Source organism: Fischerella muscicola PCC 7414, from assembly GCF_000317205.1.
In the GTDB taxonomy this organism is placed as follows: domain Bacteria; phylum Cyanobacteriota; class Cyanobacteriia; order Cyanobacteriales; family Nostocaceae; genus Fischerella; species Fischerella muscicola.
The window spans coordinates 1-14,266 of the sequence record NZ_AJLK01000111.1; the positions used below are offsets into that span (position 1 = coordinate 1).

At 38.6% G+C, this 14,266-nt stretch carries 13 protein-coding genes and 1 pseudogene; 8 read left to right on the plus strand and 6 right to left on the minus strand.

Annotation, left to right across the window (positions count from 1 at the left end):
* Positions 1 to 422: 422 nt before the first annotated feature.
* The gene (locus UYI_RS39730) at positions 423 to 548 is read right to left on the minus strand and encodes a hypothetical protein (RefSeq protein ID WP_016867835.1); all 126 of its coding nucleotides are present in this window, start codon (positions 546 to 548) and stop codon (positions 423 to 425) included.
* A gap of 213 nt (positions 549 to 761) precedes the next feature.
* Here UYI_RS39730 and UYI_RS0116955 point away from each other — a divergent pair, with 213 nt between their 5' ends.
* On the plus strand, positions 762 to 1,253 hold the full coding sequence (locus UYI_RS0116955; RefSeq protein ID WP_016867836.1) for an orange carotenoid protein N-terminal domain-containing protein: 492 nt from the start codon (positions 762 to 764) through the stop codon (positions 1,251 to 1,253).
* 437 nt (positions 1,254 to 1,690) lie between these two features.
* A complete protein-coding gene (locus UYI_RS0116960) occupies positions 1,691 to 1,918 on the plus strand; it encodes a hypothetical protein (RefSeq protein WP_016867837.1) in 228 nt (75 codons plus the stop codon).
* 404 nt (positions 1,919 to 2,322) lie between these two features.
* Here the strand turns inward: UYI_RS0116960 and UYI_RS32825 are convergent, their stop codons facing one another.
* Both UYI_RS32825 and UYI_RS0116970 read right to left on the minus strand, forming a co-directional pair.
* Positions 2,323 to 2,607, minus strand: a complete 285-nt coding sequence (locus UYI_RS32825; RefSeq protein ID WP_016867838.1) for an acyltransferase family protein — start codon at positions 2,605 to 2,607, stop codon at positions 2,323 to 2,325.
* Positions 2,608 to 2,729: 122 nt separating this feature from the next.
* Positions 2,730 to 3,899: an acyltransferase family protein gene (locus UYI_RS0116970; RefSeq protein ID WP_016867839.1), complete on the minus strand. Its 1,170-nt coding sequence runs from the start codon at positions 3,897 to 3,899 to the stop codon at positions 2,730 to 2,732.
* A gap of 194 nt (positions 3,900 to 4,093) precedes the next feature.
* On the opposite strand from UYI_RS0116970, the gene surE reads away from it, so the two are divergent.
* Entirely contained in the window at positions 4,094 to 4,831 is a 738-nt protein-coding gene (gene surE / locus UYI_RS0116975; protein ID WP_016867840.1) for a 5'/3'-nucleotidase SurE, read from the plus strand.
* 187 nt (positions 4,832 to 5,018) lie between these two features.
* Here surE and UYI_RS0116980 read toward each other — a convergent pair whose 3' ends face one another.
* Positions 5,019 to 5,321, minus strand: coding sequence for a hypothetical protein (locus tag UYI_RS0116980; protein ID WP_016867841.1), 303 nt, complete (start codon positions 5,319 to 5,321; stop codon positions 5,019 to 5,021).
* 655 nt (positions 5,322 to 5,976) lie between these two features.
* Between UYI_RS0116980 and UYI_RS0116985 the strand changes: the two genes are divergently transcribed.
* From UYI_RS0116985 to UYI_RS0116995, 3 genes and pseudogenes are all read left to right on the plus strand, one after another.
* On the plus strand, positions 5,977 to 6,654 hold the full coding sequence (locus UYI_RS0116985) for a sugar transferase (RefSeq protein WP_016867842.1): 678 nt from the start codon (positions 5,977 to 5,979) through the stop codon (positions 6,652 to 6,654).
* Between the two features lie 566 nt (positions 6,655 to 7,220).
* Entirely contained in the window at positions 7,221 to 8,216 is a 996-nt protein-coding gene (locus UYI_RS0116990; RefSeq protein WP_016867843.1) for an RNA polymerase sigma factor, RpoD/SigA family, read from the plus strand.
* Between the two features lie 337 nt (positions 8,217 to 8,553).
* Positions 8,554 to 8,871, plus strand: a pseudogene (locus UYI_RS0116995) (amidase family protein); the annotation flags it as partial.
* 29 nt (positions 8,872 to 8,900) lie between these two features.
* Here UYI_RS0116995 and UYI_RS0117000 read toward each other — a convergent pair.
* Positions 8,901 to 9,851 (minus strand): CBS domain-containing protein, encoded by a 951-nt coding sequence (locus UYI_RS0117000; protein ID WP_016867845.1) that lies wholly within the window; start codon positions 9,849 to 9,851, stop codon positions 8,901 to 8,903.
* A gap of 283 nt (positions 9,852 to 10,134) precedes the next feature.
* Between UYI_RS0117000 and UYI_RS0117005 the strand changes: the two genes are divergently transcribed.
* A complete protein-coding gene (locus UYI_RS0117005) occupies positions 10,135 to 11,124 on the plus strand; it encodes an aspartate carbamoyltransferase catalytic subunit (RefSeq protein WP_026086003.1) in 990 nt (329 codons plus the stop codon).
* A gap of 86 nt (positions 11,125 to 11,210) precedes the next feature.
* Here UYI_RS0117005 and UYI_RS0117010 read toward each other — a convergent pair whose 3' ends face one another.
* Positions 11,211 to 12,377 (minus strand): DUF7453 family protein, encoded by a 1,167-nt coding sequence (locus UYI_RS0117010; protein WP_016867847.1) that lies wholly within the window; start codon positions 12,375 to 12,377, stop codon positions 11,211 to 11,213.
* Positions 12,378 to 12,662: 285 nt separating this feature from the next.
* Here UYI_RS0117010 and UYI_RS0117015 point away from each other — a divergent pair, with 285 nt between their 5' ends.
* Positions 12,663 to 13,400 carry a phycocyanobilin:ferredoxin oxidoreductase gene (locus tag UYI_RS0117015; RefSeq protein WP_016867848.1) on the plus strand — a complete coding sequence of 246 codons (738 nt, stop codon included), beginning with the start codon at positions 12,663 to 12,665 and terminating at the stop codon, positions 13,398 to 13,400.
* Positions 13,401 to 14,266 lie beyond the last annotated feature (866 nt).

The window sequence follows — 14,266 nt, forward strand, 5'->3', positions numbered from 1 at the left end:
CTGCTAGCGAAGATTATGAGGAACGTAGGGAGTAGAGGAGATGGGGGGATAGGGTGTGATACCATTTCACGTTAATCACGATCCATATAAATTTGTAGAGACGCGCCATGGCGCGTCTCTACAGGCCTGTATTTGTATCAAGGTTTTAGTGAAGTGGTATGAGGGGTATGAGGGGTGGGAATTGAATATTGGATAAATAAACAATATTCTAATTACCTTTCCCTGTTCCCCGTTCCCCGTTCCCTATTTCATCTAAATCTTTGACTGGGTTTGTTTGTTCTCCAATCCTTCCCGGGAGTGATCGAGCTAGCTTCGTCAGAAGCCAGGAAAGCATAGACGTTGGCTATTTCCTCTGGTGTACCACGTAGGCGATCGCTTTGCCACTATAATGTCTAATTTTTTGTACCACATCTTCAATTGGGTCATCTGCTAGCCCATTGACAACTACAGCAGCACCTTACTTTGGCAAATTTATGGGCAATAGCTTCGCCTATACCAGTTCCAGCCCCTGTGATGATAGCAACTTTGCCTTCTAAGCGTCTATCCATTTTTGCATCCTTCCTTTGGGTTATTTAATTATTAATTCAATTGATAATTAATAATTAGTGATTGATATTTTTTCTATTACCCACTACCAATTACTCCTTTTCATTCTTCTTCAATTTGATTGAGATACATCTGTCTTCAGTAGGGTTAAATACTCAATAACGCTTTGATAACTTTACTGTTGGTATCTTAATTTCTGGCAAATCGGAGTAATCATGACATACACTCAAACTAACGACCCAACTATTCGTGAACATGTACAAGCTTTTCAAAGTTTACCTGTAGATGAACAGTTGGCTTTATTTTGGTTTATTTACAAAGAAATGGGTGATTCTATTACCCCTGCTGCTCCAGAAGCCAGCACTGTTTCTCCCAATGTTGCTGAAGGTTTATTCAATCAAGTTAAGGAATTATCTCACGAAGAACAGCTACAATTACAGCGGGATTTAATCAACAAAGCAGATAATAGATATACCCGCGAATACGGTTCCATGAGCGATACTACTAAATTGCTATTTTGGTATCGTTTAGCGCAAGGAATGGAAAATGCTACTATCGTTCCTATGCCTCCTAACTATCAGCTTTCTTCTCAAGCAGAAGAACTCTTGAATAAAATTAAAGAGTTAGATTTTGGTCAACAAATCACTCTTTTCCGTGATTACGTTTCTCCTATGGGTGCTGAACCAAAAGCAGGTGCTGAAGTTTAAGAATTCTTCAATGGGTATGATTTAGCGTTATACCCATAGCTTTGAGATTTGTAAAACTCTATCTCCCCAGCCCTCTAGCTTATGTAAGAAGGCTAGGGGAAAACACTATTATTTATAAATACATAAATTACGAAAATTATCAGACAAATTTTAGGATAAATTTTACTTTGTAATTAATCTTGTAATTATATACATTTACTAGCATTGTTACACAGCTTATTGTTATTCTGTATCTTCATATTTTTATTTATTAGTATTACATAAATATAATTTCTCTTTGTATTTTACATTTGACTCTGACCATAGATAGATGTGATACATCTATCCACAGTTAAATTATCTATCTTTTGATAGTGATTTATTGTCCAATAAATTTAGCTATTAATGTAAAGTAGACAACAATATATTTTTTGACAAAAGTAAACAACCAGGTTTTTATGTTGAGACAAGACACTGTTGAAAGAGGAAATACAATTAAAAGAAAGCATCTTGTTTTTAGTTTGATTACTGGTTTAATTATCGGTACATTTTTGGGTACGCCTATCGGCTGGTTCGCTCATCGTTTTTATGAGCAGCAACGTTTGGCTAAGGTTTTGTTGTGCCGAGAACAAAACAGAAATCAACCAGCAGTAGTTGTTGATTCTATCTGTGGCCGAGAATTTTAGAAGTTTTTTAACTTTTTTTAACTGCAAGTGGGGTAATAAGCCTAGCTTTAAGTTCCGTTTTCAGGTAATTTAGGCAACAGCCCTTGGTAGGATTTGGAAAATATTTTTAGTAGAAATACCTAGAATTTTTGTATAGCGATCGCTACCCAGATTAAACAATTATCGGCTACAGAGCAAAAAATACTAGTATCAGTGGATTCCTTGATGTGGGCGCGATATTTTTAGCTTTCAGGCTACAACTTTAAATTTTTTCCTAGATTTCGATAAAAATGGCTTTTCAAAAACGAGATAAAACAGATAGGCAAATAGTAATGCAGCACCGCCATTCATCAAGTAGAGTAACACTACAAATATATTAGGAGATAGCTGAAAGTTAAGCAAGAAGTGGCGCATCAATGTAATTACTAATGCATGGGTAAGATACAAACTATAGTTCCAGAGATATAACCGTTTCTGGAACGGACTACTGGCAACATTAAACAGTAACCAGAAAGTACAATAAACACTGGAACACCTAGAAAGCCATATCTAAGTAATTTATTTAATAAATTGCTCCACTCAGTTTCATAACCTTGTATCTGATACATTAAGTGATAAAGCAGTACAAAAAAAGCAGCGATACCACGGATTCCATCTAGATATGGAAGGTGAATTTTACGTTCACTTTGTTTAGCATTAATTTCATTCATTAATTAATCTCTGACATTAAAAATTGATAGATTTAAAAGTTGACATGGGTTTTTACCCACTGATTACCCTGACTTTTGATTTGATGGGGAATAAAGAGGGTTGTTACTTTTACAGGCAAATTTCAAATCACTACATCTTTGACTTTGCGCCGTTTTAAGAAACTCGACATAAACGGCCGCTCAAATACTAAGTAAAACAGATAGGCAAATATCAATGAGGCTGCCACACCCAGTACGTACAATGCCACTGCATACTTAGTCGGAGGTATATGTAGACTTAAAAGAAAACGACTCACCAATGCTAATACTGGCCCGTGAGTGAGATATAAGCTGTAAGAAAATGTTCCCAACGCGATCGCCAAAGGATGCTCAAACACCTGTAGAATTCGAGGTAGCTTTTTGCCATCAATCACCAACTGGGTGCAGTAAATAAATAGGCAGGCTGTTGCCATACCAAAAAGATATTCACTAATCCATATATGCAACCCCAGCCGTCTCCACTCAGTTAAAAAAGCAACAACGGTAAATACGATCGCCAATTGATCCCACGGTAGTAAATTTCTGAAGGTAATTAACTTGGGTTTTTGCGAAAATCCAATCTCAGCTGCTGTCATTCCTATAGCAAATACACCAAGAAACCAAGGACTGGCTGACTCAAATAATCCATTCAAAAGATATAAAGGTATGAGTCCAATCAAACAAGCACTAATGACTACTGTTAACAAACCAAAACGTCGCCATATCGGTAGCAATAAAAGTGGAAAGAAAAAGTATAATTGCCATTCAGTTGCGACAGTCCATAAAGGTGGATTAATAGATCCGGAAATATCACTATTAATATTATTGATTAATAGCAGGTGATAAACTAGATCACTGAAAGAAAAATAAGGAGAAAAAGGTTGGAATACTGGTATATATGCCCATTGAAAACTTGTAAAATTCTCTACTAATCTTATGCCAATAGCTAAAATAATACAGAGAATAAGAGTAGCATAATAAGCAGGTAAAATTCGCCAAGCTCGCCTTTTAATATAACCGATAAAACCTCCGGAAATATAATTACTTTGAGAGCGCACTACCGACAACATCAATCCATAACCAGAAAGTACAATAAAAACTACAACACTGATGCGACCATATCTCATCATTAACTGGAAAATATTTAAGCAAAATGGTAATTCTTCTCCCATTGAAGGCTCAATATGGACAAATAATACATATAAAGCTGCTAGTCCCCGCAAGCCATCTAAATAATGTAAATGCAATTTTTTATTTTTGATAATTTCCGTCATTCGCTTAATACGTTATTTTGAGGCTACTACTGAATTAAGCACTAATTCAAATCTACAAATATTTTTTCTAGATGGAGTTATCTTTTTTTATAGTTTTCATGAAACTTTTATGAAGTTATGATTATTTTCAGTAATATACTTTCAAAAAGTTCGCCATCACCGAAATTTTCGCAAAATCTAAAATCCAAAATCGAATGACTCTAATTCTCACTAATGATGATGGTATAGACGCTCCAGGTATCAAGGCGCTGCTCAAAGCTGTAAACAAACTTGGTATCAGTGATTGGCAAGTAGCAAATGAAAAGTACCCAGCATCCACTACCAAAGTTCCGATAATTGTAGCTGCTCCCAAAGATCATCTTTCAGGCTGTGGGCATCAAGTAACCACAACTCGCCCGATCTACGTTCAGCGTCGCTCAGATACTGAGTATGCGATCGCAGGTACTCCCGCTGACTGCGTTAGAATTGCCTTAACACATATCTGCAATAATGTCCAATTTGTTTTGTCTGGTATCAATGCTGGCGGTAATTTAGGAGTAGATGCTTATATTTCTGGTACTGTTGCTGCCGTCAGAGAAGCAGCAATGCACGGTATTCCGGGAGTTGCTGTTTCTCACTATCGTAAAGGTCAACTCAATGTTGATTGGGATGTTGCCGCACGCTGGACAGCGAATGTTTTAGCTGATTTATTTAACCGTCCTTTGGAAGCGGGAACTTTTTGGAATGTCAATTTACCCCATCTCTTGCCAGGAGAACCCGATCCAGAAGTTGTGTTTTGCCAACCTTGTACCAAACCATTGCCCATTAACTACCGAGTAGAGGGTGATGAATTCTATTATGCTGGGGTATATCAACAGCGCGATCGCACTCCTGGTAGTGATGTTGACGTTTGCTTTTCAGGCAAAATAGCAGTCACTCAGTTGAAAGTGTAAGAAGGCAGAAGGCAGAAGGCAGAAGGCAGAAGGCAGAAGGCAGAAGGCAGGAGGATGAAAAAATTTCATACTTCATCCTTCACCCTTCATAATTCATTAGACATCTCCAGAAATTAATTATGCGCTGCCCAAAATCCTTGTACCAGACGTGCCATGGCACGTCTGGTACACTATTTGCCGGAGAGGTCTATTCTTCTTCTGATGTTTCAATTAGTTTCATCAGACCATCTAAAGTTTTTGTCAACTGCGATATTCTTTGCAGGGAATGATCCTGTGTTTCTGCTAGAGTTTGTACTGCGTCACATAAAGCTAAGATTTGATAGCCCTGCTGCTGTAACTGTTTTCCTTGTTCTTCAACTTGGGTGCTGAGATTATCCACTCTTTGAGCCAAACGTTCAATAGTTTCTGTAGTAGCGAGTACAGCTTCTCCAATTTGCTCAACAATAGATTCTAAGCGACCTACTTTAATTTCCGCCCCTGCTATAACCATTTATCCAACTCCTCAATTTTGAGATCGCATCACAGTAAATTTTTTGTTGCTTAATTTTTTAATAAGTTGAATATAAGCAGCTGTTGCCACTTTTATATTAGTCTGTGATTTTTCCAGACTTCGATTAAGATAAGTTACGCTCTCAGAGCAAAAACTTTCAACTCAAACATCATCTATCTCAGCGAGAAAACACTCCACAAAAGTAAAGTGTTATTTTTATCCACCACTAAATATGATTTTTGACTTTGAGGGAGAAAACAAATGCCAAAGTCACTGCACGTTTTTGTCATGATTTTGCTTTGTATAAAAAGCAAAATCATTTTTCTCGAACCTTGATATCAATGTTTGAGTGGGAGATTACGGGCTGATATTCGTAAGTAACATAACTGTTATTAGTGTTTCAATCTTAACACTCAGTTGATAGCAAATTTTAACACAATTACTTGTAATATCCATATAAAAAACGTTTTTTCATCCACCATAAGATATATTAAATACGCTTTATGTGAAATTTATAAAAATTGATGATCCCTATCAACTAGATGAAGATTCAGTGAATATACGGTTGTATTTGAAACTTAATAATAAAGGTGAGTCTATAGTCGAAATACAGATACGTAAAAATTAAGTTTATTGCTCAACACTCGGCTTGACAATGTACGAAATACCATTTACAACCGTTGTTGAAGGTGCAACTTCTAACACATGGGACTTATCATTTCCTTCTCACCCCTCAGTAACATCTAAATTTAAACGTTGTTTAGATATTCTGGGTGGCATCATTGGGCTATTCATATTAGCTATTGTATTTATACCGATCGCGATCGCTATCAAACTAGACAGTCCTGGCCCTATTTTTTTCGTACAAGAACGTTACGGATTACAGGGGCAGCCATTTTATATTCGTAAATTCCGCTCAATGGTTCCTGAGGCTGAACAGTTAAAATACTTAGTTAAAAATGAAGCGAACGGACTTATATTTAAAAATAAAAATGACTTCCGAGTAACCAAAGTAGGGCGTTTTTTACGAAGCACCAGCTTAGACGAACTTCCGCAATTTTGGAATGTCCTTATTGGGGAAATGAGTTTAGTAGGAACACGCCCCCCCACTGCTGACGAAGTAGCACATTACAATCAACGTCACTGGCAACGTTTAAATGTTAAACCCGGTCTAACTGGTGAATGGCAAACTAGCGGCCGTTCCCATGTGAAAGACTTTGAACAAATTGTTGATTTAGACTTACAATACCAAAAGAAATGGCATCCCTTATATGACTTGTTGTTGATTGCTAAAACTTTCTATATTCTAATGGGTAGAGTAGGAGCTTTCTAATTCAGGACTTACGCAAAAATCACGAAAAAGCTTAATTTATCGAACCGCCAAGACGCCAAGAACGCCAAGAGTTCATAGAGTGTGCGTAAGTCCTATAATTAAGCGAGTCAATCAGTTAATAAACAATATAGATATCAAATAAATGCCAAGTAACACAATATTTGTTACTTGGCATGTTTTTTAACTTATTCACAAAATGTTTGCGACACATTCAGAATATGAGACGCGATTTATCGCGTCTGGTACAGAATTCATCTGTCGTATTCTTTTTTCAAATTGGTATTACTTTGCCTTGTTAAAGCTGAACGATAAACTTGTGTCAACCCGGCTGGAGACTTTGGCTATGAACCTTGTAAACGCCCTTTGGGTGATACTCACGAGAAGGGTTATGTGCTTTAGTTCAAGGCGTATAAAATTTGTTGACATCTATTCTTCAATTGTTTGACACATCTGCGAAACATCCAGGTTTTAAGTTAGACATATTCACGTCAAGCCAGATGTTGAGATACCCAATATTTATCAGATAGTTGCTTACAAGTACTGACTTTTAGCCTCTACAAGGATTTATGAATAATTCAATAACTGTGAAAGAAGTTCATATTCAAACTACAAACTCTACATATAAGTTTGATATGGTGCGTACTTATCTTCATGAAATTGGGCGTATTCCTCTGCTTAATTATGAACAAGAGATTTATTTATCTAAACAAGTACAGCAGATGCTAAGTATACTCACTGTTCAAGAAAAATTAGCATTGGAATTAAAGCGTGAACCCACACTCCAAGAGTGGGCAAATAGTATAAATATGGATGAAAAGCAACTGCTTGATTTGCTCAATCAAGGGCAAGAAGCTAAACAGAAAATGCTAGTAGCTAATTTGCGATTAGTAGTTTCTATCGCTAAAAAATATCAAAGGCGTAATTTAGACTTTTTAGATTTAATTCAAGAGGGTACTTTAGGACTAGAACGAGGAATTGAGAAATTTGATCCAACAAAAGGATACAAGTTTTCGACTTATGCTTACTGGTGGATTCGGCAAGCTATAACACGAGCGATCGCACAACAAGGACGTACAATTCGCTTACCTATTCATATCACTGAAAGACTAAATAAAATTAAGTCTACTCAACGAGAATTTTCTCAGAAATTAGGGCGTATCCCCACGACAATAGAAATTGCCCGAGTCCTGGATTTACAACCTCATGAAATTAGACAATACTGGTTGTCTGCACGTCAACCTGTTTCTTTAGAAATGCGAGTGGGAAGTGAATTAGACACAGAATTACAGGATATGTTAGAGGATGATGGATTATCACCCGAAAACTATACTATTCAGCAATCTCTTACTGAAGATATTCAAAATTTATTATCTAAATTACCTCCTCAACAACAGAAAATATTGACTTTACGTTTTGGTTTAACAGATGGAAAGGAATTTTCCTTAGCAGAAATTGGTGAACAGATTGGTATTAGTCGGGAACGAGTGCGACAGTTAGAGCAACAAGCTCTTAATACTTTACGAAGACATAAGAATAAAGTTAGTTCTTATTTAGCTAGTTAGTAAAATTAAACTGTTATTTCGAGAATTAAATATTAGACCTCTCGCACAAATATTTTTTACCCCACCCTAACCCTCCCCTAAATCGGGGGGAACTAAATCTTACTCCCGTGAACGGGGGGATTGATACCAATTCACTTTAAACATAAAACATATTTGTGTTGTACCAGACGTGCCATGGCACGTCTGGCACAGGATTTAAATGTATCGTGATTAACGTGAAATAGTATGAGGGGAATTTCTAGGATTCATGCAAGAGTTCTGTTATAGATTTGTTCAATTTAATAAACCTGTGACATACTCCCCGCGCCGTCCTTGCGGGACAGCGGGGGCTTCTAGGCTAACACAACGCGATCGCTTCATCACCCAGATGGATCAAGCATTAGAACCGTGAGATGTGTGGCTGAGTCCATTTGCTGCAACCTCTCTTTGTGCCTTTAACCATCGTCCCGCTTGCAGTGCTGTTGACATTGATGGTAAAGCCTATCCCCATGCAGTAGCAAACGGAGCTTACACCATGCCCTTTAATCTTAGGGGACATCCTGCCGTAGTGATTCCGATTGGAAAAACCAAAAACAGTCTACCCATTGGAATGCAAATTGTCAGTAAACGCTGGCGAGAAATGGAATTACTGGCGATCGCTCAAGAGATGAACTAAGTGGTTGGTGATTTCCGCCGTCCGGCTGGTTATTGAGCCGTATCTTTTAACTTCTCAACAGTTCTTTGCAATGTCTCAACAATTCCATGCATTTGGATAGGATCGAGCATTCGCAGCAAGTTACTTTGAGTAATCAGTCCTAGTCCTCTGCCACCATCCCAAGATACAACTAATCTTCGCACCCGTCGCCTTTGCATTTCTAGATGAGCAGTCCATAAAGAATCTTCTGGATTAAGTAAAAATAGCGGTGTACTCATCACAGTCTCCGCCCGCACTTGTGCTAAGTTGAGTTGCATTGCCTGAAATTGGATAATATCTCGCTCAGTGACAATTCCTATGGGTTTATGAATGAAGCATCCTACATCTAATTGGGGTTCTTCCTCACTAATTACTACACAACTAACTCGATACTCTGCCATCACTTGAGCTAAACTTAATACCGAAGCTGTCTTGGGAGTACGGATAACTTGAGTGTTCATCACATCTGCTACACGTATAACTTTGAGCAGATGAGCGGGCGTTAAGATACTACGAATACTCTCAGGTGAGACTACACCAATGATTTCTCCATTAGCACCTAAAATTGGTAAGTGACGAATTCGATATCGCCGAAACAGAAATAGCGCTCCAAAAATATCAGAAAACTCAGCCTGTGATAGAGTAATCACTGGCTTCGTCATCACTTCAGCAATTGTTACCTCTTGAAAGTTAACACCACCAGCTGTTAGCCGAACAATGTCCCTCTCAGTCAATATTCCTACTAATTCTTTTGCCTGCACCACTAAAACACAGCTGGAGTGTCTTTGATTTTTGCTGAAGTAGACTGATGATGAGTCTACAGAAGATTTACTGTGAGATGTCGATTGGTTCATTAAAGCAATGACATCTACCAGTAAAGTTTCAGGTGCGACAATCAGTGGATTTTGGTCAATTGCCGCCTCAGTTGCTGGTTCACTAAGCAGGAGGTCATTAAATTGCATGTTTATTCAAGCTAGGGAACACTATCTCAAATTTACTAAATATTTGAGAAAGCCCTTTAATGTTTTACATGGTGTTTTGTATCAATTATGTTACATTTTGTTTCAGTGAAGAGAGGGATCGGGGATTAGGGATCGGTGATCGGGTAATAGGAGAAGTCAAGGCATAGGAGGGAAAACTCTCCCTTGTCCTCCTTGTCTGGTTTGTCCTCCTTGTCTGGTTTGTCCTCTTTGTCCTCCTTGTCCTCTTTGTCCTCCTTGTCCTCTTTGTCCCCCTTATCCTCTTATGCCTACTAATGATTGGACTCGTCACCACGTTCTCTCTTTAGCTGATTTCACCTCAGCTGAATACGATACTGTACTGCAAACCGCCGCCAGTTTTCAGGAGGTACTATCAAGGCGAACCAAGAAAGTGCCTACTTTGCAGGGACAGGTGGTAGCAAATTTATTTTTTGAGCCTTCGACTCGTACCCGTAGCAGTTTTGAACTTGCTGCTAAACGTCTTTCGGCAGATACACTTAACTTTGCCTCAGCCTCTTCTTCGATGACAAAAGGAGAGACTATCCTAGATACAGCCAAGACTTATTTGGCGATGGGAACTGATATTATGGTGATTCGCCATAAGGAGGCAGGAGTACCAAATGCGATCGCTCAGGAAATGGATCGTCTAGGTGTACGAGTTAGCGTCCTCAACGCTGGTGATGGTCAACACGAACATCCCTCCCAAGGTCTGTTAGATTTATTTACAATCTGTACTTTGCTTGATCCAGATAACCCCCGTCTGGAACTGCTCAAGGGTAAAAAGATTGCTATTGTTGGGGACATTCTTCATTCACGTGTAGCGCGATCCAATATCTGGAGTATCACCGCTAGTGGCGCAGAATTGCATTTGGCAGCACCACCGACTTTATTACCAAAATTATTTGCAGATTTCGGCAAAGACAGACCTGGTAGGCTTTTTATACACTGGCAATTAGAACCCGCTCTCAAAGATGCTGATTTTGTGATGACACTGCGGTTACAAAAGGAACGCATGACTGCACATTTATTACCTTCTTTGCGGGAATATCATCAAATGTTTGGCATCACACGCTCAAAACTACAGTTGTGCAAACCTAATGTCAAAGTTTTGCACCCAGGGCCAGTAAACCGTGGTGTCGAAATTAGCTCCGACTTAATGGATGATCCGGAATTTAGTCTGATTCAGACTCAAGTTACAAGCGGTGTTGCCGTGCGTATGGCTTTGCTGTATTTGATTGGGACTACTAGGGCTTAAGCAATCATTCTGAATACAGTACAAGCCTCCAGATAGTATCTGTGGGGTTAATCCAAAATCCAAAATCTAAAATCCAAAATCCAAAATCAGATGACAGGGGATTTACGCTTTACGACTCGTAAAGTAGTACCCACAACACCTACTGTTAGTAAACCTAGTATGGGAGTGGCTTCGGGAATACACGTTGGAGGGTCAGACTCGGGATCAGCGCGGAAAATGCCACCAGTGCCATCAGCAAGTATTGCATAGAAAACTATCTGATTGTTGTTATTTAATCCTTTATTAGAGAAATAAATATTTGTTACTGTTGAGCCAGACAAAGGATCACCTGCGGCAATCACCTTATCAGCTACTGGATCTGAGCCAGTAAAAATACCCAAACCACCGTCTTTAAGTACACCTTTGAATGCTACCGTTCCTACATCATTGATTGTAGGATTATCGAAAAAGCTAAAAGCATTGCTGTTGTCGGCGATAGTAGTTATTGTTCCGTTGTTAACTGTAAATATACCTTCTGTGCCTTCCTTGAGGACTCCCTTAAATGCTACAGTTCCTGGATTGTTGATAGCGGGAGGAAAAACAAAACTAAACTTACCAGTTGTGTCGGCAATAGGGACGGTTACTCCATCTGAAGTAATTGTGAAAATACCACGTTCTCCTGTATCTAACCTGGCTGAAAAGGCAAGGGTATTTGCGTCATTAATCGCATACCCATCAAAGTCACTGAAAGAACCATTGGTATCGACAATAGAAGTTGTTGAGCCATCAATACTGAGGAAGATGGCAGAACCATTCTCTACCTGAGACGAATATGCAACAGCAGATTTGTTATTGATTACAGGAAGACCAAATGCACCTCGAGGCTGACTGCTCTCGGCTATGGTGGTTGTTACTCCATTGCTAACAGTAAAAATGCCACTACCTATAGTATCAAGATTAGCAAAAAAAGCTACAGTGCCTTGATCGTTAATTACAGGTCTCTCCCCAAACAAGCTAAACTGTCCATTAGTGTCGGTGACGGTGGAGGTTGTCTCACCATTACTAATGAAGATAGCACTCCCAACCGCCTCTGAGTTTGCTGAGAAAACCACAGTCCCATCATTATTAATCGTAGGGTTGAACCCAAATGTAGTAAATGCATCTTTAGTATCAGCAATTTTAGTGAAAGTGAAGGCACAAGCTTCACCTATAGCCAGCAAGCTCATAGAAACACTAATTGCCGTTGCCGCTAAAAACTGTTTGATTGCAGCCATAGTTTATATTGTTTTCTATATACGTAGTAAAATTATTGCTAGCTTCCATATTAATAATACTGGTATAAAACATCAGTAAATTATAAATTAATTAATAATCCAACAACTTTCTTCAGTGTTATTACAGATACACTCCTCAAAAAATATCTGTGGTTTTGCGTGTTAAAAGTATGATTTGCTTGCGATCGCATGAACCTTTCCCTTCCTACAATATGTTGCAATCAAGATTGGGTGGTGCATGGTGGGCTGTACACTGGCCACTAGATAGGATTCCTGGGTTTAAAAATGTCAACTACTTCTATTTCTTCACTACGCGAACAACAACATCCCCTCATTCGTCAACTGGCTAATAGCATTGAAGCAGCTTGGCATAAACACCTAGACCTTTCGCCCTATAATTTGCCTGCGGAGTTGGGATATGTAGAAGGTAGACTAGAGGGCGAAAAATTGATCATTGAAAATCGCTGTTATCAAACACCCCAGTTCCGCAAAATGCATCTAGAACTGGCAAAAGTGGGAAACATGCTGGATATTCTGCACTGTGTCATGTTTCCTCGACCAGAATATGACTTGCCAATGTTTGGTTGTGACTTGGTTGGTGGTAGGGGTCAAATTAGTGCAGCGATCGCTGATCTTTCACCTGTTAACTCTGATCACTGTTTGAGTGAATCTTATACCTCTACACTATTGGCGCTACCAGTACCGAATTTCTCCCAACCCCGTGAACTACCAGAGTGGGGAGATATTTTTTCTGAGTTTTGTATATTTGTACGTCCGAGTTCTACTGAAGAAGAAGCAATGTTTCTCAAACGTGTGGAGGCGTTTTTAGAGATTCATTGTCAAAGCGCGATCGCCTCTAACCCAATTTCACCCGACAAGGTGACGCAAATTATTGCTGGACAACGTAACTACTGCACCAAACAACAGCAAAATGACAAAACTCGTCGTGTACTTGAAAAAGCTTTTGGTTCAGAATGGGCAGATAGTTATATGACTACTGTTTTATTTGACCTGCCAAATTAATCTTTTTTTGTTGTTAGTTAGTGGTTAGTGGTTAGTAGTTAGTAGAGACGCGAGGAACATTGCGTCTGTACAATAGTAGTTAGTGGTTAGTAGTTGGTTATTAATCACTATCCACTATCTATTATCTACTCACAGCCTTTACGAGAAATATATTTACTTATAGCAACCTATTCTATTACCTATCATCTGTTAGTTTTGTTACGTTTCACAGAAACTTATTAATGTAGAATTCATTCAAAGAAACTAAAATTGGAGTAAAATTACTGTAATCACGCCTTGAAACTCTACTCCATCTCTTCAAATAACCAGGTGTATCTAGTAGTAACAATTTTAGATTTTGAATTTCGCTAATTCTTGCTCTAACTATCTATTAAATAAGTGGTTTGTAATTGATAGTTAGTGTCAAGTTATTAATACCTCTGCTAAACAACAAAAAACAAACTAACGCCTGAGTGAAATATGTAAAGAGCATCATTTAATTTAACTCCAGATAAGTCACCAAAATGCTTTGTCTCTAAAAGCGCCATTGTGAAAATTTTTGGCTTTCAATAGACCTCTTGCACAAATTTTTTACCCCATACCCCCTTCTGTTTACGGGGCTACGGTGTACACACAAGTCGGAAAACATGATCCAAAATGGCTTTCATCTGGTAGGGTACGTTATGGACAGAATGTCCTGACGCACCGAAAACTGGCGGATGGTGCGTTACGCTCTGCTTTAACGTACCCTACAAAACTACCCTATCCCTGGACTTAAACGGGAAGGGAATTAAATTTTCCTTCGTTTACAGGGGGATTGAGGGGGTTTTGAGGATTGTCTTGAAAAATAAAAAATTATCTAAAGAACAGCTTTAAATTTCTATGAT

Bases quoted from the DNA above. Each gene is read 5' to 3' on its own strand.
- UYI_RS0117000 (WP_016867845.1), bottom strand. From the start codon at position 9,851: ATGCAATTTAATGACCTCCTGCTTAGTGAACCAGCAACTGAGGCGGCA.
- UYI_RS0117005 (WP_026086003.1), top strand. From the start codon at position 10,135: ATGCCTACTAATGATTGGACTCGTCACCACGTTCTCTCTTTAGCTGAT.
- UYI_RS0116990 (WP_016867843.1), top strand. From the start codon at position 7,221: ATGAATAATTCAATAACTGTGAAAGAAGTTCATATTCAAACTACAAAC.
- UYI_RS0116980 (WP_016867841.1), bottom strand. From the start codon at position 5,321: ATGGTTATAGCAGGGGCGGAAATTAAAGTAGGTCGCTTAGAATCTATT.
- UYI_RS0117010 (WP_016867847.1), bottom strand. From the start codon at position 12,377: ATGGCTGCAATCAAACAGTTTTTAGCGGCAACGGCAATTAGTGTTTCT.
- UYI_RS0116955 (WP_016867836.1), top strand. From the start codon at position 762: ATGACATACACTCAAACTAACGACCCAACTATTCGTGAACATGTACAA.
- UYI_RS32825 (WP_016867838.1), bottom strand. From the start codon at position 2,607: ATGAATGAAATTAATGCTAAACAAAGTGAACGTAAAATTCACCTTCCA.
- UYI_RS0117015 (WP_016867848.1), top strand. From the start codon at position 12,663: ATGTCAACTACTTCTATTTCTTCACTACGCGAACAACAACATCCCCTC.
- UYI_RS39730 (WP_016867835.1), bottom strand. From the start codon at position 548: ATGGATAGACGCTTAGAAGGCAAAGTTGCTATCATCACAGGGGCTGGA.
- UYI_RS0116970 (WP_016867839.1), bottom strand. From the start codon at position 3,899: ATGACGGAAATTATCAAAAATAAAAAATTGCATTTACATTATTTAGAT.
- surE (WP_016867840.1), top strand. From the start codon at position 4,094: ATGACTCTAATTCTCACTAATGATGATGGTATAGACGCTCCAGGTATC.
- UYI_RS0116985 (WP_016867842.1), top strand. From the start codon at position 5,977: ATGTACGAAATACCATTTACAACCGTTGTTGAAGGTGCAACTTCTAAC.
- UYI_RS0116960 (WP_016867837.1), top strand. From the start codon at position 1,691: ATGTTGAGACAAGACACTGTTGAAAGAGGAAATACAATTAAAAGAAAG.